Annotated in this window: 14 protein-coding genes; 8 read left to right on the plus strand and 6 right to left on the minus strand. The window is 74.8% G+C overall.

All coding sequences use genetic code 11. The features are described 5' to 3' along the window. Window positions 1-29: 29 nt before the first annotated feature. From ACYVHQ_RS13460 to ACYVHQ_RS13470, 3 genes are all read right to left on the minus strand, one after another. Window positions 30-647 carry a CoA-binding protein gene (locus ACYVHQ_RS13460; RefSeq protein ID WP_460513874.1) on the minus strand — a complete coding sequence of 206 codons (618 nt, stop codon included), beginning with the start codon at window positions 645-647 and terminating at the stop codon, window positions 30-32. Beyond that, window positions 644-1,936 carry an O-acetylhomoserine aminocarboxypropyltransferase/cysteine synthase family protein gene (locus ACYVHQ_RS13465; RefSeq protein ID WP_460513876.1) on the minus strand — a complete coding sequence of 431 codons (1,293 nt, stop codon included), beginning with the start codon at window positions 1,934-1,936 and terminating at the stop codon, window positions 644-646. Before ACYVHQ_RS13465 ends, ACYVHQ_RS13460 begins: the two co-directional genes overlap by 4 nt. 116 nt (window positions 1,937-2,052) lie before the next feature. Further along, window positions 2,053-3,675, minus strand: coding sequence for a dolichyl-phosphate-mannose--protein mannosyltransferase (locus tag ACYVHQ_RS13470; RefSeq protein WP_460513878.1), 1,623 nt, complete (start codon window positions 3,673-3,675; stop codon window positions 2,053-2,055). 32 nt (window positions 3,676-3,707) lie between these two features. Here ACYVHQ_RS13470 and rsmI point away from each other — a divergent pair, with 32 nt between their 5' ends. The 6 genes from rsmI (at window position 3,708) to ACYVHQ_RS13500 (ending at window position 9,636) form a co-directional block, all read left to right on the plus strand. After that, the gene (rsmI, locus tag ACYVHQ_RS13475) at window positions 3,708-4,532 is read left to right on the plus strand and encodes a 16S rRNA (cytidine(1402)-2'-O)-methyltransferase (RefSeq protein WP_460513880.1); all 825 of its coding nucleotides are present in this window, start codon (window positions 3,708-3,710) and stop codon (window positions 4,530-4,532) included. An 85-nt stretch (window positions 4,533-4,617) separates the two neighbouring features. Next, entirely contained in the window at window positions 4,618-6,270 is a 1,653-nt protein-coding gene (gene metG / locus ACYVHQ_RS13480; protein ID WP_460513882.1) for a methionine--tRNA ligase, read from the plus strand. Continuing rightward, window positions 6,267-7,208 (plus strand): TatD family hydrolase, encoded by a 942-nt coding sequence (locus ACYVHQ_RS13485; RefSeq protein ID WP_460513884.1) that lies wholly within the window; start codon window positions 6,267-6,269, stop codon window positions 7,206-7,208. The genes metG and ACYVHQ_RS13485 overlap by 4 nt, the downstream gene beginning before the upstream one ends. Beyond that, window positions 7,208-8,053, plus strand: coding sequence for a 16S rRNA (adenine(1518)-N(6)/adenine(1519)-N(6))-dimethyltransferase RsmA (gene rsmA / locus ACYVHQ_RS13490; RefSeq protein ID WP_460513886.1), 846 nt, complete (start codon window positions 7,208-7,210; stop codon window positions 8,051-8,053). The genes ACYVHQ_RS13485 and rsmA overlap by 1 nt, the downstream gene beginning before the upstream one ends. A gap of 3 nt (window positions 8,054-8,056) precedes the next feature. Further along, on the plus strand, window positions 8,057-8,620 hold the full coding sequence (locus tag ACYVHQ_RS13495; RefSeq protein ID WP_460513887.1) for a hypothetical protein: 564 nt from the start codon (window positions 8,057-8,059) through the stop codon (window positions 8,618-8,620). Window positions 8,621-8,697: 77 nt separating this feature from the next. Next, the gene (locus ACYVHQ_RS13500) at window positions 8,698-9,636 is read left to right on the plus strand and encodes a 4-(cytidine 5'-diphospho)-2-C-methyl-D-erythritol kinase (RefSeq protein ID WP_460513889.1); all 939 of its coding nucleotides are present in this window, start codon (window positions 8,698-8,700) and stop codon (window positions 9,634-9,636) included. A gap of 58 nt (window positions 9,637-9,694) precedes the next feature. Here ACYVHQ_RS13500 and ACYVHQ_RS13505 read toward each other — a convergent pair whose 3' ends face one another. Continuing rightward, window positions 9,695-11,317 carry a glycosyltransferase family 39 protein gene (locus ACYVHQ_RS13505; RefSeq protein ID WP_460513891.1) on the minus strand — a complete coding sequence of 541 codons (1,623 nt, stop codon included), beginning with the start codon at window positions 11,315-11,317 and terminating at the stop codon, window positions 9,695-9,697. On the opposite strand from ACYVHQ_RS13505, the gene ACYVHQ_RS13510 reads away from it, so the two are divergent. After that, complete coding sequence (locus tag ACYVHQ_RS13510; protein ID WP_460513893.1) at window positions 11,316-12,482, plus strand: ThiF family adenylyltransferase; 1,167 nt, start codon at window positions 11,316-11,318, stop codon at window positions 12,480-12,482. The two genes, ACYVHQ_RS13505 and ACYVHQ_RS13510, sit on opposite strands and share 2 nt — an antisense overlap. Window positions 12,483-12,772: 290 nt before the next feature. Continuing rightward, the gene (locus tag ACYVHQ_RS13515) at window positions 12,773-13,288 is read left to right on the plus strand and encodes a hypothetical protein (RefSeq protein WP_460513895.1); all 516 of its coding nucleotides are present in this window, start codon (window positions 12,773-12,775) and stop codon (window positions 13,286-13,288) included. A gap of 112 nt (window positions 13,289-13,400) precedes the next feature. Here the strand turns inward: ACYVHQ_RS13515 and ACYVHQ_RS13520 are convergent, their stop codons facing one another. After that, window positions 13,401-13,724: a MoaD/ThiS family protein gene (locus tag ACYVHQ_RS13520; RefSeq protein WP_460513897.1), complete on the minus strand. Its 324-nt coding sequence runs from the start codon at window positions 13,722-13,724 to the stop codon at window positions 13,401-13,403. A 2-nt stretch (window positions 13,725-13,726) separates the two neighbouring features. Further along, window positions 13,727-14,818, minus strand: coding sequence for a GTP 3',8-cyclase MoaA (gene moaA / locus ACYVHQ_RS13525; protein WP_460513899.1), 1,092 nt, complete (start codon window positions 14,816-14,818; stop codon window positions 13,727-13,729). Between the last annotated feature and the right edge of the window lie 277 nt (window positions 14,819-15,095).

Below are 15,095 nucleotides of genomic sequence, written 5' to 3' on the forward strand. Positions count from 1 at the left end.
GACCTGCTGTGGGTCCCCTTCGGGGACGCTCAGCGCCTGGCGCGCCGCGACGAGATGACGCCCGTGTCGAAGCCCATGAGGTGCAGCCCGCCGTGGAACCGCGCGTGCTCGACCTTCAGGCAGCGGTCCATGACCACGGTGACGCCGCGTGCCTCGGCGTCGCGGGCGGCCTCCTCGTTCCAGATGCCGAGCTGCACCCACATCGTGGGCGCCCCGACGGCGACGACGTCGTCGACGACCGACGGCAGGTCGCTCGGCTTGCGGAACACGTCCACGACGTCGGGCACCTCCGGCAGCGAGGCCAGGTCGGGCCAGGCCTCCTCGCCGAGGATCTCGCTCGCGTTCGGGTTGACGAAGTACACGCGCAGGTCCGTCGACTGCAGCAGGTACGTGCCGACGAAGGAGCTCGCCCGGGAGGGGTTCGCCGAGGCTCCGACCACGGCGACGCTCCTCGCGTCGCGCAGGATCGCCTGCCTCTCCTTCGCGCTCGGCCCGACCCAGGTGCGCTGCGAGCGCAGCAGCTTCGCCAGGGGCGAGCTGGCGGGCAGCTCGCAGGTGAGGCCGTTCGTGAGCTGGGTGGTGACGGTGCCGGAGTCCCGGGTCGCCTCGTCCGTCACGGCCGCGTCGGGCGCGCCCTGGGCGCTCATCGGGTCGCCTCCCCGGCGGCGAGGGCCTGGTCCAGGTCGTCGATGATGTCCTCCGGGTCCTCGATGCCGACGCTGATGCGGACCGAGCCGGGCTGGACGCCCGCCTCGAGCAGCTGCTGCTCGGTGAGCTGCGCGTGCGTCGTCGACCCGGGGTGGATCACGAGCGTCTTCGCGTCGCCGATGTTGGCGAGGTGGCTGGCGAGCTGCACCGACTCGATGAACGCCTGGCCCGCGGCGCGACCGCCGGCGAGCTCGAACGTGAAGACGCTGCCCGGGCCCTCCGGCAGGTACTTCGCGGCACGCTCGTGGTGCGGGTGGCCGGGCAGGCCCGCCCAGTTCACGGCGCCGACGCGAGGGTCGGCGGCCAGCCACTCGGCGACGCGACGCGCGTTCTCGACGTGCGCGCGCATCCTGAACGGCAGCGTCTCGACGCCCTGCGCGAGCAGGAACGCGCTGTGCGGGGCGAGCGCGGGGCCGATGTCGCGCAGCTGCTCGGCGCGCAGGCGGGTGAGGAACGCGTACTCGCCGAAGTTGCCCGACCAGTTGAGTCCGCCGTAGCTCGGCACGGGCTGGTCGAAGAGCGGGAACCGCTCGGTGTCCCAGGCGAATCGGCCCGACTCGACGACGACGCCGCCGAGGGTGGTGCCGTGGCCCCCGAGGAACTTCGTCGCGGAGTGCACGACCACGTCGGCGCCCCACTCGATGGGACGGTTGAGGTAGGGCGTCGCGATCGTCGAGTCGACGACGAGCGGCACCCCGTGCGCGTGCGCGACGTCGGCGAGGCCCTCCAGGTCGGCGACCTCGCCGGAGGGGTTGGCGACGGTCTCGACGAAGATCAGCTTCGTGCGGTCCGTGATCGCGGCGGCGTAGGCCTCGGGCTCCGACGACGCCACGAACGTGGTCTCGACGCCGAAGCGGCGCAGCGTCACGTCGAGCTGCGTGATCGACCCGCCGTAGAGGTTCGCGCTCGCGACGATGTGGTCGCCCGCCCCGGCCAGCGAGGCGAAGGTGAGGAACTGCGCGCTGAGCCCGCTCGACGTCGCCACGGCGCCGAGGCCGCCCTCGAGGCTCGCGACGCGCTCCTCGAAGGCCGCGGTCGTCGGGTTCGACAGGCGGCTGTAGACGTTGCCGTACTTCTGCAGGGCGAACCGCGCCGCGGCGTCCTCGGTCCCGTCGAAGACGAAGGCGCTCGACTGGTAGATGGGCAGCGCCCTGGCCCCGGTCGCCGCGTCGGGGATGGTCCCCGCGTGGATCGCCCGCGTGCGGAAGCCGTACTCACGATCTGCCATGCGTCCACGCTAACCGCGGGGCGTCACCGCGCGACCCGGGGCGTAACGCGACGACGCACGACGGCGCGACCGGCGACGCACGACGGGCACGACGCGCGGCGCGGCGCCCGGTCCGCTCACTTCCAGCCCGGGAGCCAGTAGTGCAGCCGGATGAACTCCCAGTCCGCGAGCTGGGCCGTCCACAGCGGCCAGTAGAAGGCGCTCACGGCGACGGCGGCGACCGTGAGGACCGCCACCACCCCGATGCCGCTCAGCCGGCGGGAGGGGTCGTCGGTGCGGCTGCCGAGCACGATGCCGGCCACGGCCGCGAGCCCGAGGACCAGGTAGGGCTCGAAGGTGATCACGTAGAACTGGAAGACGGTGCGGTCGCTGAAGGCGAGCCAGGGCAGGTAGCCGGCGGCGATGCCGACGAGCACGGCCCCGTGCCGGCGCTCGCGGTACCGCACGACCCGGTAGAGCAGGTACGCGCAGGCCGCCACGGCGAGGTACCAGATCAGCGGGTTCGCGATGCTCGTCACGGCGGCGCCGCAGCGCAGCGCCTCGCAGCCCGCCTGCCCCTCGTCGTACCCCTGGTAGTAGAAGCTCGTGGGCCGCAGCATCGCGAGCCAGCCGAACGGGCTCGCCTGGTAGGCGTGCGGCGTGTGCAGCCCGACGTTGAAGCCGTAGACCTGGGACTGGTAGTGCCAGAAGTCCTGCACGACGTCGGGCACCCAGTGCAGGAGGCCCGTCCAGCGTTCGCCGCCCTCCTGCACCCACTGCCGGTCGTAGCCGCCCGTCGTGCGGAACCAGCCGGTCCAGCTCGCCAGGTAGGCGGCCAGGGCGACCGGCACGGTGAGGACGAAGCTCGTCGGGGCCTGCCGGAAGAGCGTGCCGCTGGTCCAGAACGTGATCCCGGCGCGGCGTCGGTCGAGCACGTCCCCGACGACCGAGGCCACGGCGAGGACGGCCAGGAAGTAGAGGCCGTTCCACTTGACCCCGGTCGCGGCACCGCAGGCGAGGCCCGTCGCGACGAGCCAGGGTCGCGCCCACAGCGCCGGCCCGAAGGCCGTGTCGAGGCCGCGCCGGCGTCGCTCGGCGACCCAGGCCGCGAGCCTCCTGGCGCTCTGTCGGCGGTCGAGCAGGAACGCGCCGAAGGCCATCAGGCCGAAGAGGGCGACGAAGACGTCGAGCAGCGCGGTGCGCGACATGACGATGGCGTGGCCGTCGATCGCGAGGGCGAAGCCCGCGAGCGTGCCCAGCAGAGTGGAGCGCAGCAGCACGGAGCCGATCACGGCCACGAGCAGCACGAGCAGCGTGCCGGCGACGGCGGTCGCGAGACGCCAGCTCTCGGGCGCGGCGGGCCCCGCCGCGGCCATGCCGAGGCCGATGAGCCACTTGCCGAGCGGGGGGTGGGCCACGAACGAGGGGCTCGCGCCGAACGCGTCGACGTCGCCGCCCGCGAAGGCGTCGTCGTGGTCGGCCGGCCAGGTGCCCTCGTAGCCGAGGTTCCAGAGCGACCAGGCGTCCTTGACGTAGTAGGTCTCGTCGAAGACGAGCGTGCCCGGCCGGTTGAGGTGCCAGAGGCGCAGCAGGGCGGCCAGCAGGGTCACGGCGAGCGGGCCGCCGACGGCCCAGGCGCGCCTCCTGCCGGGGGTGCGGAGCACGCGCCCCCACCAGGCGTCGAGGCGGGTCGCGGGCACCGCGGCGGCGGGGGTCGGAGGGGCGGTCGGCAGGTCGGACGTGCCCGTGCCCTGCGTCATGCCGCCATCGTAGGGCGTGGCACCATGACGACGTGATCATCCTCGCCGCCACCCCCATCGGCAACCTCGCCGACGCCTCGCCCCGCCTGGTCGAGCTGCTCAGCGGCGCCGAGGTCGTCGCCGCGGAGGACACCCGCACGGCCGTCCACCTCATGAGGGCGCTCGGCGTCGAGAACCGGCCCCGGCTCATCGCCCTGCACGAGCACAACGAGCGCGAGAAGGCGGGCGAGGTCGTCGAGCTGGCCCGCGGCACCGACGTGGTCGTGCTCACCGACGCCGGCATGCCCGCCATCAGCGATCCCGGGTTCCCGCTGGTCGAGGCCGCCGCCGCCGCGGGGGTGACGGTCACGGCCGTGCCCGGGCCGTCGGCCGTGCTCACGGCGCTCGCCGTGTCGGGCCTGCCGACCGACCGCTTCTCGTTCGAGGGGTTCCTGCCGCGCAAGCAGGGCGACCGCCGACGCGTGCTCTCGGGCCTCGCGGACGAGCGCCGGACGATGGTCTTCTTCGAGTCGCCGCACCGCCTGGCCGAGTCGCTCGCCGACGTCGCGGCGACGATGGGCGACGACCGTCGCGTGGCGGTCTGCCGTGAGCTGACGAAGCTCTACGAGGAGGTCAAGCGGGGCACCGCCGCCGAGCTCGCCGGCTGGGCGGCCGAGGGCGTGCGCGGCGAGATCTGCGTCGTGGTCGAGGGCGCCCCCGAGCGCGTCGTCGACCTCGCGTCGGGCCTCGTGCAGGTGCAGGCCCTCGTGGCCGACGGCACCCGCCTCAAGGAGGCCACGGCCGACGTGGCCGAGGCGACCGGCCTGTCGCGCCGCGAGCTGTACCAGGCGGCCCTCGCCGCGCGCAGCGCGGGCTGACCGGCGCGGCCAGGCCTCCGGGCCGTCGGGCGCAGGAGGCGCGGCCGCGGGTCGCGGGTCGGTGCCCGCACCTAAGATGGTCGCCATGCCCGCCGGCGACTCCTTCTTCATCGCAACGCCCATCTTCTACGTCAACGACGTGCCGCACATCGGCCACGCCTACACCGAGGTCGCGGCCGACGTGCTCGCCCGCTGGCACCGCCAGCGCGGCGACGACGCCTGGCTGCTCACCGGCACCGACGAGCACGGCCAGAAGATCCTCCGCACCGCGACCGGTCACGGCGTCACGCCGCAGGCCTGGGCCGACAAGCTCGTGGAGGAGGCCTGGAAGCCCCTGCTCGAGACCGTCGACATCGCGAACGACGACTTCATCCGCACGACCGACGAGCGCCACGAGCGCGGCGTGCAGACGTTCCTGCAGAAGCTGTACGACGACGGCTACGTCTACCAGGGCGAGTTCGAGGGCGCGTACTGCGTGGGCTGCGAGGAGTACAAGCAGCCCTCCGACCTCGTCGACGGCGCGGGGCCCTTCGAGGGCCAGCAGGTCTGCGCGATCCACTCGAAGCCGGTCGAGATCCTGCAGGAGAGCAACTACTTCTTCCGCATGAGCGACTTCGAGCAGCGACTGCTCGACCTCTACGAGCAGCAGCCCGACTTCGTGCAGCCCGAGTCGGTGCGCAACGAGATCGTGTCGTTCGTCAAGCAGGGCCTGCGCGACCTGTCGATCTCGCGGCAGAGCTTCGACTGGGGCGTGAAGGTCCCGTGGGACGACGAGCACGTCGTCTACGTGTGGTTCGACGCGCTGCTCAACTACGTCACGGCCATCGGCTACGGCGTCGACGACGACGAGTTCCGTCGCCGTTGGCCGGCCGTGCAGCTGGTCGGCAAGGACATCGCGCGCTTCCACGCCGTCATCTGGCCGGCGATGCTCATGGCCGCGGGGCTGCCCGTGCCGAAGACGGTGTTCGGGCACGGCTGGCTGCTCGTCGGCGGCGAGAAGATGTCGAAGTCGAAGCTGACCGGCATCGCGCCGCAGCAGATCACCGACGTCTTCGGGTCCGACGCCTTCCGGTACTACTTCTTGCGCGCGATCACGTTCGGCCAGGACGGCAACTTCTCGTGGGAGGACATCTCCGCCCGCTACCAGGCGGAGCTCGCGAACGGCTTCGGCAACCTGGCCTCGCGCGTGGTCGCCATGATCACCCGCTACTTCGACGGGCAGGTCCCGGTCGCCGGCGAGCTGACCGACGCCGACCTCGCCGTCCGCGAGACCGAGGTCCGGGTGACCGCCGCCGCCGACGCCGCCGTCGAGCGCTTCGCCCTGCACGAGGCGCTCAACGCCGCGTGGGAGCTCGTCGACGCGCTCAACGGCTACATCACCGAACAGGAGCCCTGGGCCCTGGCGAAGCAGCAGGAGCAGCGCGAGCGCCTGGGCACGGTCCTCGCGACCGCGCTCCGCGGCCTGGGCACCCTGACGGTGCTGCTCTCGCCGTTCATGCCCGTCGCCACCCAGAAGCTGTGGGCCTCGATCGGCCAGGGCGAGCTGACGAGCCAGCCCGTCGACCGGGCCCCCGAGTGGTCCTCCGCCCCCACCGTGCAGCCCCTGGCCTCGGGCCTGTTCCCGCGCATCGAGCAGCCGGAGCCCGCGGCCGCGCCGAGCACGCCCGCGGCCGACGCCACGGCGGCGACGAGCGCCCCTGCGCAGCCCGCCGTCGGCGAGCGGGGGGCGGGCGCGTGACCGACGTGCCGGGCGGCGACGCGACTCCTGCCCACGTGCGCCAGCGCGCCTCGACGGAGTCGGGCGGGCAGACGCGCGACCTCAGCTACCCGCCGAGCCCGCCCGCGCTCGTCGTGCCCGTCTACGACGACCACACGCACCTCGAGATCGCCGACGGCGCGCCCGACGGCGCCCTCGACTACCGCGAGCACCTCGACCGGGCCTCGGCCGTGGGCGTGCGGGGCGTCGTGCAGGTCGGCACCGACGTCGAGACCTCGCGCTGGTCGGCCGAGATCGCCGCGCGCGAGCCGCGCGTGCTCGCTGCCGTGGCCCTGCACCCGAACGAGGCGCCCCGCCTGGCGGCCGAGGGGCGGCTCGACGGGGCCCTCGCCGAGATCGACGCCCTCGCGGCCCGCCCCCGAGTGCGCGCGGTCGGCGAGACCGGCCTCGACTTCTTCCGCACCGGAGAAGAGGGGCGTGCCGCCCAGCTCGAGTCGTTCCGCGCGCACATCGAGATCGCCAAGCGGCACGGGCTCGCGCTGCAGATCCACGACCGCGACGCGCACGACGAGGTCGTCGACACGCTGCTCGAGGTCGGCGCCCCCGAGCGCGTGGTCTTCCACTGCTTCAGCGGCGGCCCCGAGCTCGCCGACGTGCTCGCCGCGCACGGCTGGTACGCCTCGTTCTCGGGCACCGTGACGTTCAAGAACGCGCAGCCGCTGCGCGACGCCCTCGTGCGCCTGCCGCGCCACCTCGTCATGGTCGAGACCGACGCCCCCTACCTCACGCCGACGCCGTTCCGCGGCCGGCCGAACGCGCCCTACCTCGTGCCGATCACGCTCCGGTCCATGGCCGAGACGATCGGCACCGACGTCAGCATGCTCGCGGCGCAGATCTCGTCCACCACCGAGCTGGTCTACGGCTCGTGGGACTCCGAGCCCGTCGTGATCGACGAGTGATGGCCGCGTCCACGCTGCTCGGACCGGCGGAGGTCCGCGACCTGGCCGGTCTGCTCGACGTGACCCCCACGAAGAAGCTGGGCCAGAACTTCGTGCACGACGCCAACACGGTGCGCCGCATCGTCACGGTCTCGGGCGCCACGGAGGGCACGAGCGTCGTCGAGGTCGGACCCGGCCTCGGCTCGCTCACGCTCGGCCTGCTCGAGGTGGGCGCCCGGGTCGTCGCCGTCGAGATCGACAAGCGCCTCGCCGAGCAGTTGCCGAAGACGGTGGCCGCGCTGCAGCCCGGGGCCGACCTGACGGTCGTGGTCGGCGACGCCCTCAAGGTCGACGAGCTGCCCGGCGAGCCCACCCACCTCGTGGCCAACCTGCCCTACAACGTCAGCGTGCCCGTGCTGCTGCACCTGCTCGAGCACGTGCCGACCCTCGAGCGCGCGCTCGTCATGGTCCAGGCCGAGGTGGGCCTCCGGCTCGCGGCCGGCCCGGGGTCGAAGGTCTACGGCGCGCCCAGCATCAAGGCCGCCTGGTACGGCGAGTGGTCCACCGCGGGGCAGGTCAGCCGGCAGGTGTTCTGGCCCGTGCCCAACGTCGACAGCATCCTCGTCGGCTTCGACCGCCGGGAGCCCAAGGGCACCGACGACGAGCGCCGCCGCACGTTCGCCCTCGTCGACGCGGCCTTCCAGCAGCGGCGCAAGATGCTGCGCCAGTCGCTCTCGGGCGTGCTCGGGTCGTCGGCCGCCGCGGCCGAGGTGCTCGAGCGGGCCGGCTTCGCGCCCACCGAGCGCGGCGAGCAGCTCGACGTCGACGACTTCCTGGCGGTGGCCAGGGCGAGCACGGCGGTCTGAGCCGTGGCCGCGCGCTCGGGCGACGGCGTCGCCCCGCACCGGCAGGTCCTCAGCGACGCACGCCTCGCCTCGGGCACGGGCAAGCCCGCCGCCGAGTGGTTCGCGATCCTCGACGAGCTGGGGGCCACGGGCTGGGCGCACGCCCGCATCGCGGCGCACCTCGTCGCCGAGCACGAGGTCGCCCCCTGGTGGGCCCAGGGCATCACGGTCCGCTACGAGCAGGAGCGGGGCCTGCGCCTGCCCGGCCAGCAGGCGGACGGCACCTTCTCGGTGTCGGTGAGCCGCAGCCTCCTGGGCGGTCAGCTCGAGCTGTGGGACCTCGGCGTCGAGCGCTTCGCCGGCTACGCCGGGGGAGCGCCCGACGCGACGAGCCGGTCCGCGGCGCACCCCACCGCGCGGTGGCGGCTGGGCGGCGGCGACGCGCTGCTGCTCAGCGTCGGGCCGCAGACGTCGGGCAAGTGCCGGGTGACGCTGACGCAGTCGGGGCTGCGGCTGCCCGAGCGGGTCCAGCCCGTCAAGGAGGCCCTCACCGAGCTCTTCCGGGTCACGGCCGACCGCCAGCGCTGACGCCCGGCCCCGGGCCTGCTCGTCCCGGGCGGGCTGCGCGTGCACGGCCCCCGGTCGAGGCGCACTAGGTTGGGTGCATGACGAGCGTGGCCGCCCCGACCGTGGTCCACACGCGCGCGCCGGGCAAGATCAACGTCTTCCTCGCCGTCGGCGACCTGCAGGACGACGGCTACCACGAGCTCGCGACGGCCTACCAGGCCGTCTCCCTCTACGAGGACGTCCGCGCGCGCCACGCCGACGAGATCACCGTCGAGGTCTCGGCCGCGCCGGGCATCGACGTCCGAGGGGTCCCCACCGACGACCGCAACCTCGCGGTGAAGGCCGCGCGCCTGCTCGCCGAGGCGACCGGCTACCGCGGGGGCGTCGCGCTGCACATCGACAAGACCGTGCCCGTGGCCGGGGGCATGGGCGGCGGGTCCGCCGACGCGGCGGCCACGCTGCTCGCCTGCGACGCCCTCTGGGGCACCGGCGTCGGTCGCGACGAACTGCTGCGCCTGTCGGCGCAGCTCGGCGCCGACGTGCCCTTCGCCTTCACCGGGGGCACCGCCGTCGGCACCGGTCGCGGCGACGAGCTCAGCCCCGCGCTCGCCAAGGGCCAGTTCCAGTGGGTGCTCGCCCTCGCCGACGTCGGCCTCTCGACCCCGCAGGTGTACCGCGAGCTCGACGAGCACCGCAGGCGGCACGCCGGCGAGATCCACAGCGTCCGTCAGCCCGTCGTCGACAACGGGGTGCTGCAGGCGCTCCGGGCCGGCGACGCGGCGTTCCTCGCCGACGGCCTGCACAACGACCTCCAGGCCCCGGCCCTGCACCTGCAGCCGGAGCTCGCCGAGGTGCTCGAGGTGGGCGAGAGCAACGGGGCCCTCGCCGGCATCGTCTCCGGTTCCGGCCCGACGGTGGCGTTCCTCGCCGCCGACCCCGACGCCGCCCTCGAGCTGCAGGGGGCGCTCCGGGCCGAGCGGCTCCAGGTCGTGCGGGCCACCGGGCCCGTGCACGGCGCGCGCGTCGTCGCGGACTGAGCACGCGCCTCCTGCGCCCCTCGGTGGACCGCGCGCCCGGAGCCGCCGACGCCGCGCGTCAGCGGCGGTAGAGCAGCACGTTCGTGCGCGGCACCTGCCACTGCTCGTCGAGCGAGAAGCCCTGCGTGGCGAGCAGCTCGGTGACGCGGGGGCGCCAGTCCTGCTTGTCGCTCGTGACGAGCCAGACCGTGTCGAGGTCGTCGACGCGGTCGAGGACCTCCTCGAGGTCGTACTGCTCCTCCCAGAGCCCGCCCGTCTCGGCGGCCGGCGTCTCGAGCGTCAGGTCGTCCATCCCGCGGAACGCGTCCGGGTAGGTGTACTGGATGATCCGCGACGTGGCCGAGGGGTGCCGTCGCACGGGACCGTAGACGATGCCCTCGCGGGTGCCCTCCGGCTCGGTCGCACGCTCGGCGGCGACGATGTCGGCGACCTGGTCCCACGCCGAGACGTCCTTCGCGGTGGGCTGGCGCTGCTCGACCCAGGTGGGGGCGCTCAGCGCAGCGGCCACGACGACGACGCCGGCCACGGCCGGGCGCCAGGGCAGGGCCGTCACGCCGACCGCCATGAGCAGGGCCAGGGCGGGGGAGCTGAAGGTCTGGTAGCGCGGCGACCAGAGCGGGTCGAGCACGAACGAGAGCGCGAGCAGGGTCAGCGTCGGCACGAGCAACCAGGGCAGGGTCGTGCGCAGGAGCCCCTCGAGGCGACCGCGCCGGCCCGCGCGCACGGCGACGACGACGCCGACGAGCGCTGCCGCCCACATCAGCCAGGCGAAGGGCTCGTTGCCCATGGACCACTGCGTGACGAGGAACTGGCGGACCGTCGCGAGGCTGGGCGCGTCGATCCAGCCGACCTGGCCGGACTGCCGTTCGCTGGCCAGGGCCACCGGCAGGGTCGCGGCGGCGGCGACGACGCCCGCAGCGGCGAAGCCGGCGAGCGCTCCGAGCGAGGCGCGCGAGCGCCCCTCCCGCAGCACGACGACCAGCACCGTGACGGCGTGGGCCGCCAGCAGCAGCGCCAGGTAGAGGAACGACCACGTCGAGGCCACGGCGAGCACGGCGTAGCCGGCCCACCACGGCGCCGACGCGCGCCACCGGCCGGGGGACCGGGTCGGCACGCGCCCCAGGGCGCGGTCGAGCGCACCGAGCAGGACGAGCGTGAGGGCGACCGCGAGCATCGTCGACAGCGCGAACGAGCGCCCCTCGGTGGCCATGAGCGTCGTGCGGGGCAGGACCGCGAGCAGGAGGCCCGCGACGATCCCCGTGCGCCGGTCGACGAGACGGCGGCCCAGGACGACCGTCAGGCCCGCGGCGACGCCGGTGAGCACCGCGCTCGGCAGCCGCAGGGTCGTCGGGGAGTAGCCGACGAGGTCGAACCACACGTGCATGAGGGCGTACCAGGCCAGGTGCACGATGTCGACGGTCTGCACCGTGCGCCACAGCTCCGACCACGACCGCGTCGCCGCGACGACCGTGGCGGCCTCGTCGTACCAGACGCTGGGCACCCAGAGCAGGGCCCCGCCGACGATCGTGGCCACGAGGCCGACGAGGACCGCGTCGAGGCGGCCCGTCCGTGCCGTGCGCCGCAGGGCGGTCCCGCGCGCCGCGGCTAGGGTGGTCGTCGTCGTGGCAGCGGGCCGGTGGTCGGCCGTGGGCGTGCCCTGACGAGGGAGGTCGTCGGTCATGGTGTCGCTGCCCCCTCTCGTGTCGCCGGCGGGTCCGCCCCGAGAGGGCGCGGACGCGGGTGGTCCGCTCGACGGACTGGACCCGACGCACGCGCGGTTCTCGCGCAGCGTGCGGCTGCCGGGCTTCGGCCTCGACGCGCAGGCACGCCTCGCGGCGGCCCGGGTGCTCGTCGTGGGAGCGGGGGGCCTCGGTGCACCCGTGGTCCACTATCTCGCAGCGGCCGGTGTGGGGACCCTGGGAATCGCCGACGACGACGTCGTCGACGTCTCGAACCTCGGGAGGCAGATCCTGTACTCGCCCGCCGACGTGGGCGCGCCGAAGGCCCGCGTCGCCGCGGAACGCGCCCGCGAGGCCTCCCCGGGAGCCCGCGTCGTCGCGCACCCCGTCCGCCTCGACGCGGCCACGGCGTCGCTGCTCGACGACTACGACCTCGTCGTCGACGGCAGCGACTCGTTCGACACCTGCTACCTCGTCGCCGACGCCGCCGCCGAGCGCGGCCTGCCCGTCGTCTGGGGCAGCGTCGCGCGGTACGACGGCCAGGTCAGCGTCTTCTGGGACGCCGCCCCCGACGGCCTCGGGGTCGACTACCGCGACCTGCACCCCACGCCGCCGGCGGGCGGGTGGGACGAGTCCTGCGCCGACGTGGGCGTGCTCGGCCCGCTGTGCGGGCTCGTCGGCTCGGTCATGGCCAGCGAGGCGGTCAAGCTGCTCACGGGCGTCGGGGACCCGCTCCTCGGTCGCGTGGTCACGGTCGACGCCGCAGGAGGCACGTGGCGCGAGAGCCGGCTGCGTCGGGCCCCGCACCGGGTCGCCCGCCGCACCGCGGCCGTCGTGCAGGAGGCCCGGCGTGCCGGACCGGACGTCTCGGTCGGTGAGCTGCGCGCCCGGTTGGCGGCGCGCGCCTCCGGCGGGGCGGACTTCACGCTGCTCGACGTGCGCGAGCCCGACGAGCACGCGTTCGCGCACCTCCCCGGCGACGTCCAGGCGCCCGGGTACGGCACCCGCACGCGGCAGCGGCCCGACCTCGACCCCGAGCTGCCCGTCGTCGTCTACTGCGCCCGCGGGCCGCGCAGCCGGGCCGCCGCCGACCTGCTCGCCGCCGAGGGGTACGACGTCGCCGTGCTCGACGGCGGCATGCTCGGCTGGACCCTCGCCGGCAGCTGAGCGCGCCGGTGGCTGCCGCCTCCTGGCGGCTGACCGCTCCCGATGCCTGCCCGCCTGCCCGCCTCCTGCCTCCTGCTGCCTGCCCGCCTCCTGCCTCTCCCGGACGCCGTCCACGACACGCGGATCGACCGAGGGGGCGATCGGCCGTTCCTGGACGCCGTCGAGGGGAGGGCGTCCGCGAGCGGCGGGTGGGTCGGTGTGGCCTCCGCCTGTCGTGGACGGCGTCGACGGGCGCGATCCGGAGGCCTCGCTAGGGTGCACGCAGGGAGGACCCGGGGAGGGACGTCGCCGTGCTGCTGCCCGGCACCGGCTACACCGTGCAGGGACCGCTGCTGGCCTTCGCCGCGCAGGTGCTCGGCGATCGCGGCTGGCACGTCGAGCGGGTCTCCTGGACCGTCGACGCCGCCGCCGAGCGCGATCCCGAGGCGTTCGTCGAGCAGGCCGTCGAGGCCGCCTTCGCCCGGGCCGGCTCCGACGCCGGGGGTCGTCGGCTCGTGGTGGCGAAGTCGTTCGGCTGCTCGGCCCTGCCCTGGGCGCTGCGGGCAGGAGTCGCGGGCGCCTGGTTCACGCCCGTCACCACCCACGGGCCCGTGCGCGCTGCCCTGGCGGCGGCCGGTCCCGAGCACTGGGCGGTCGGCGGCTCCGGCGACCCGCTGTGGCAGGTCGAGGGCCTGACGACCGCGGGCGCCGAGCTGGTGACCGTGCCGGACGCCGACCACGGCCTGCGCGTCCCGGGCGACTGGCGTGCCGGCGTCGCCGCCCACGGCACCGTGCTCGAACGCCTCGACGCCCGGCTCGCGGGCTGACCGCGCGAGCTGCCCCGATGGGGGCACGTCGAGACGCGAGGTGCCCGAATTGGGGCAACTCGGGGGCGGGGCGGGGCAGGGCGGGGCAGGAGGCGCGGGGTGCGGGCGCGGGTCAGCCGCCGGCGAAGGGCGGCATGACGTCGACGACGGCGCCGTCGGGCACGAGCAGCTCGCGGTCGCGGGTCGTCAGCCCGTCGACGAGGAACGAGCAGCGCAGCAGCACGTCGCGGAACTCCTCCGCCGAGCGACCCGCCTCGGGCCGCACGCGCCAGAGGAACGCGGCCAGGGTGGGCCGCTCGTCGGCGTCGAGCACGACGACCTGCTCGTCGCGGCCGACCACGGCGCGAGCGGCCGCGAAGAAGCGGAGCGTGGCGGTGGCGGGGTGCGCAGCGGGGGAGGGAGCGACTCCTGAGGGGCCGTCGGTCGTCGTGGTCACGGTCAGCCTCCGATGGCGCTCATGGTGCGGGCGGGCTGCGCGAACCCGGGGTCGTCGATGCCGTGACCGGCGGGCTTGGCCCACATGGCGTCGCGCCAGAGGTCGGCGAGCTCGTCGTCGCTGGCCCCGGCCCGCAGCGGGTCGCGCAGGCCCGTCTCGCCGTGCGAGAACAGGCAGCTGCGGACGCTGCCCTCGGCGGTCAGCCTCGTGCGACGGCAGTCGCCGCAGAACGCCTCGGTCACCGACGCGATGATGCCGACCCGGCCCGTGAGCCCGGCGTCGTCACCGCGGCCGGACGCGGCGTAGAGCTCGGCGGGGGCGCCGTCGCGCGGCTCGTCGACGGGGGCGAGGTCGAAGCGCGTGGCGAGCCGGGTGCGGACGTCGTCGGCGGTGACGAACGACGAGCGCGTCCAGTCGCGGTCCGCGCCAAGCGGCATCTGCTCGATGAAGCGCAGCTCGTGCCCGTGCTCCAGCGCCCAGGCGAGCAGGTCGGGCGCCTCGTGGTCGTTGACGCCGGGCAGCAGGACCGCGTTGACCTTCACGGGCGTGAGCCCGGCCGCGGCCGCGGCGTCGACCCCGGCGAGGACGCGGGCGAGGAACGGCCGGCGCGTGAGCGTGGCGAACGTCGCCGCGTGCAGCGAGTCGAGCGAGACGTTGACCCGGTCGAGGCCGGCCGCCGCCAGACGCTCGGCTCGTTCGGCGAGCCCGATCGCGTTGGTCGTCAGCGAGACCTCGGGCCGCGGCTCGAGCCGGGCGACGCGCTCGACGATCTCGACGAGGTCGCGGCGCAGCAGCGGCTCGCCGCCCGTGAAGCGCACTTGGCGCACGCCGAGCAGCCGCACGGCGACGTCGACGAGCCGCACGATCTCGTCGGCGGAGAGCGCCTGGTCGCGGGGCAGGGCCGGCAGCCCCTCGGCCGGCATGCAGTAGGTGCAGCGCAGGTTGCAGACGTCGGTGAGCGACACCCGCAGGTCGGTCGCCACCCGGTCGAACCGGTCGAGGAGTCCCCGGGCCGTGGCCGGCCGAGGCGGCGACGCGCTGTCGGGCAGGGCGTCGCGCCGGGGGACGGTGGGCAGTCCCAGCGACACGGTCATGCGTCGAGGGTAGGCGATGCCGCCGGGGTGCCGGCCGGGACGGGACCGTGTCGTGTCCGCCCCGCGCGCGTCGTGCCCGGGAGCCCCGCGGAGGCGTGCACCTGCGTCGGGGTGCGTCGTGCCCGGGCGCACGGCGACGGCGCCGTCCCCGGTGGTGGGGGCGGCGCCGTCGTGGTGCTGCGGGTGGTGCTGGTGGTGCGGGGGTGTTACTCGGTGGCGGCGGTGATCTTGGCGACGCCGACGAGCATCTCGTCCTGGACCTGGTCGGTGCCGAAGG

This window comes from Frigoribacterium salinisoli, assembly GCF_054781095.1.

What these genes read in the sequence shown, in the direction of transcription:
- rsmA (WP_460513886.1), top strand. Translation starts at nt 7,208, where the DNA reads ATGGCCGCGTCCACGCTGCTCGGACCGGCGGAGGTCCGCGACCTGGCC.
- ACYVHQ_RS13470 (WP_460513878.1), bottom strand. Translation starts at nt 3,675, where the DNA reads ATGACGCAGGGCACGGGCACGTCCGACCTGCCGACCGCCCCTCCGACC.
- ACYVHQ_RS13465 (WP_460513876.1), bottom strand. Translation starts at nt 1,936, where the DNA reads ATGGCAGATCGTGAGTACGGCTTCCGCACGCGGGCGATCCACGCGGGG.
- ACYVHQ_RS13460 (WP_460513874.1), bottom strand. Translation starts at nt 647, where the DNA reads ATGAGCGCCCAGGGCGCGCCCGACGCGGCCGTGACGGACGAGGCGACC.
- ACYVHQ_RS13505 (WP_460513891.1), bottom strand. Translation starts at nt 11,317, where the DNA reads ATGACCGACGACCTCCCTCGTCAGGGCACGCCCACGGCCGACCACCGG.
- ACYVHQ_RS13500 (WP_460513889.1), top strand. Translation starts at nt 8,698, where the DNA reads ATGACGAGCGTGGCCGCCCCGACCGTGGTCCACACGCGCGCGCCGGGC.
- ACYVHQ_RS13510 (WP_460513893.1), top strand. Translation starts at nt 11,316, where the DNA reads ATGGTGTCGCTGCCCCCTCTCGTGTCGCCGGCGGGTCCGCCCCGAGAG.
- moaA (WP_460513899.1), bottom strand. Translation starts at nt 14,818, where the DNA reads ATGACCGTGTCGCTGGGACTGCCCACCGTCCCCCGGCGCGACGCCCTG.
- metG (WP_460513882.1), top strand. Translation starts at nt 4,618, where the DNA reads ATGCCCGCCGGCGACTCCTTCTTCATCGCAACGCCCATCTTCTACGTC.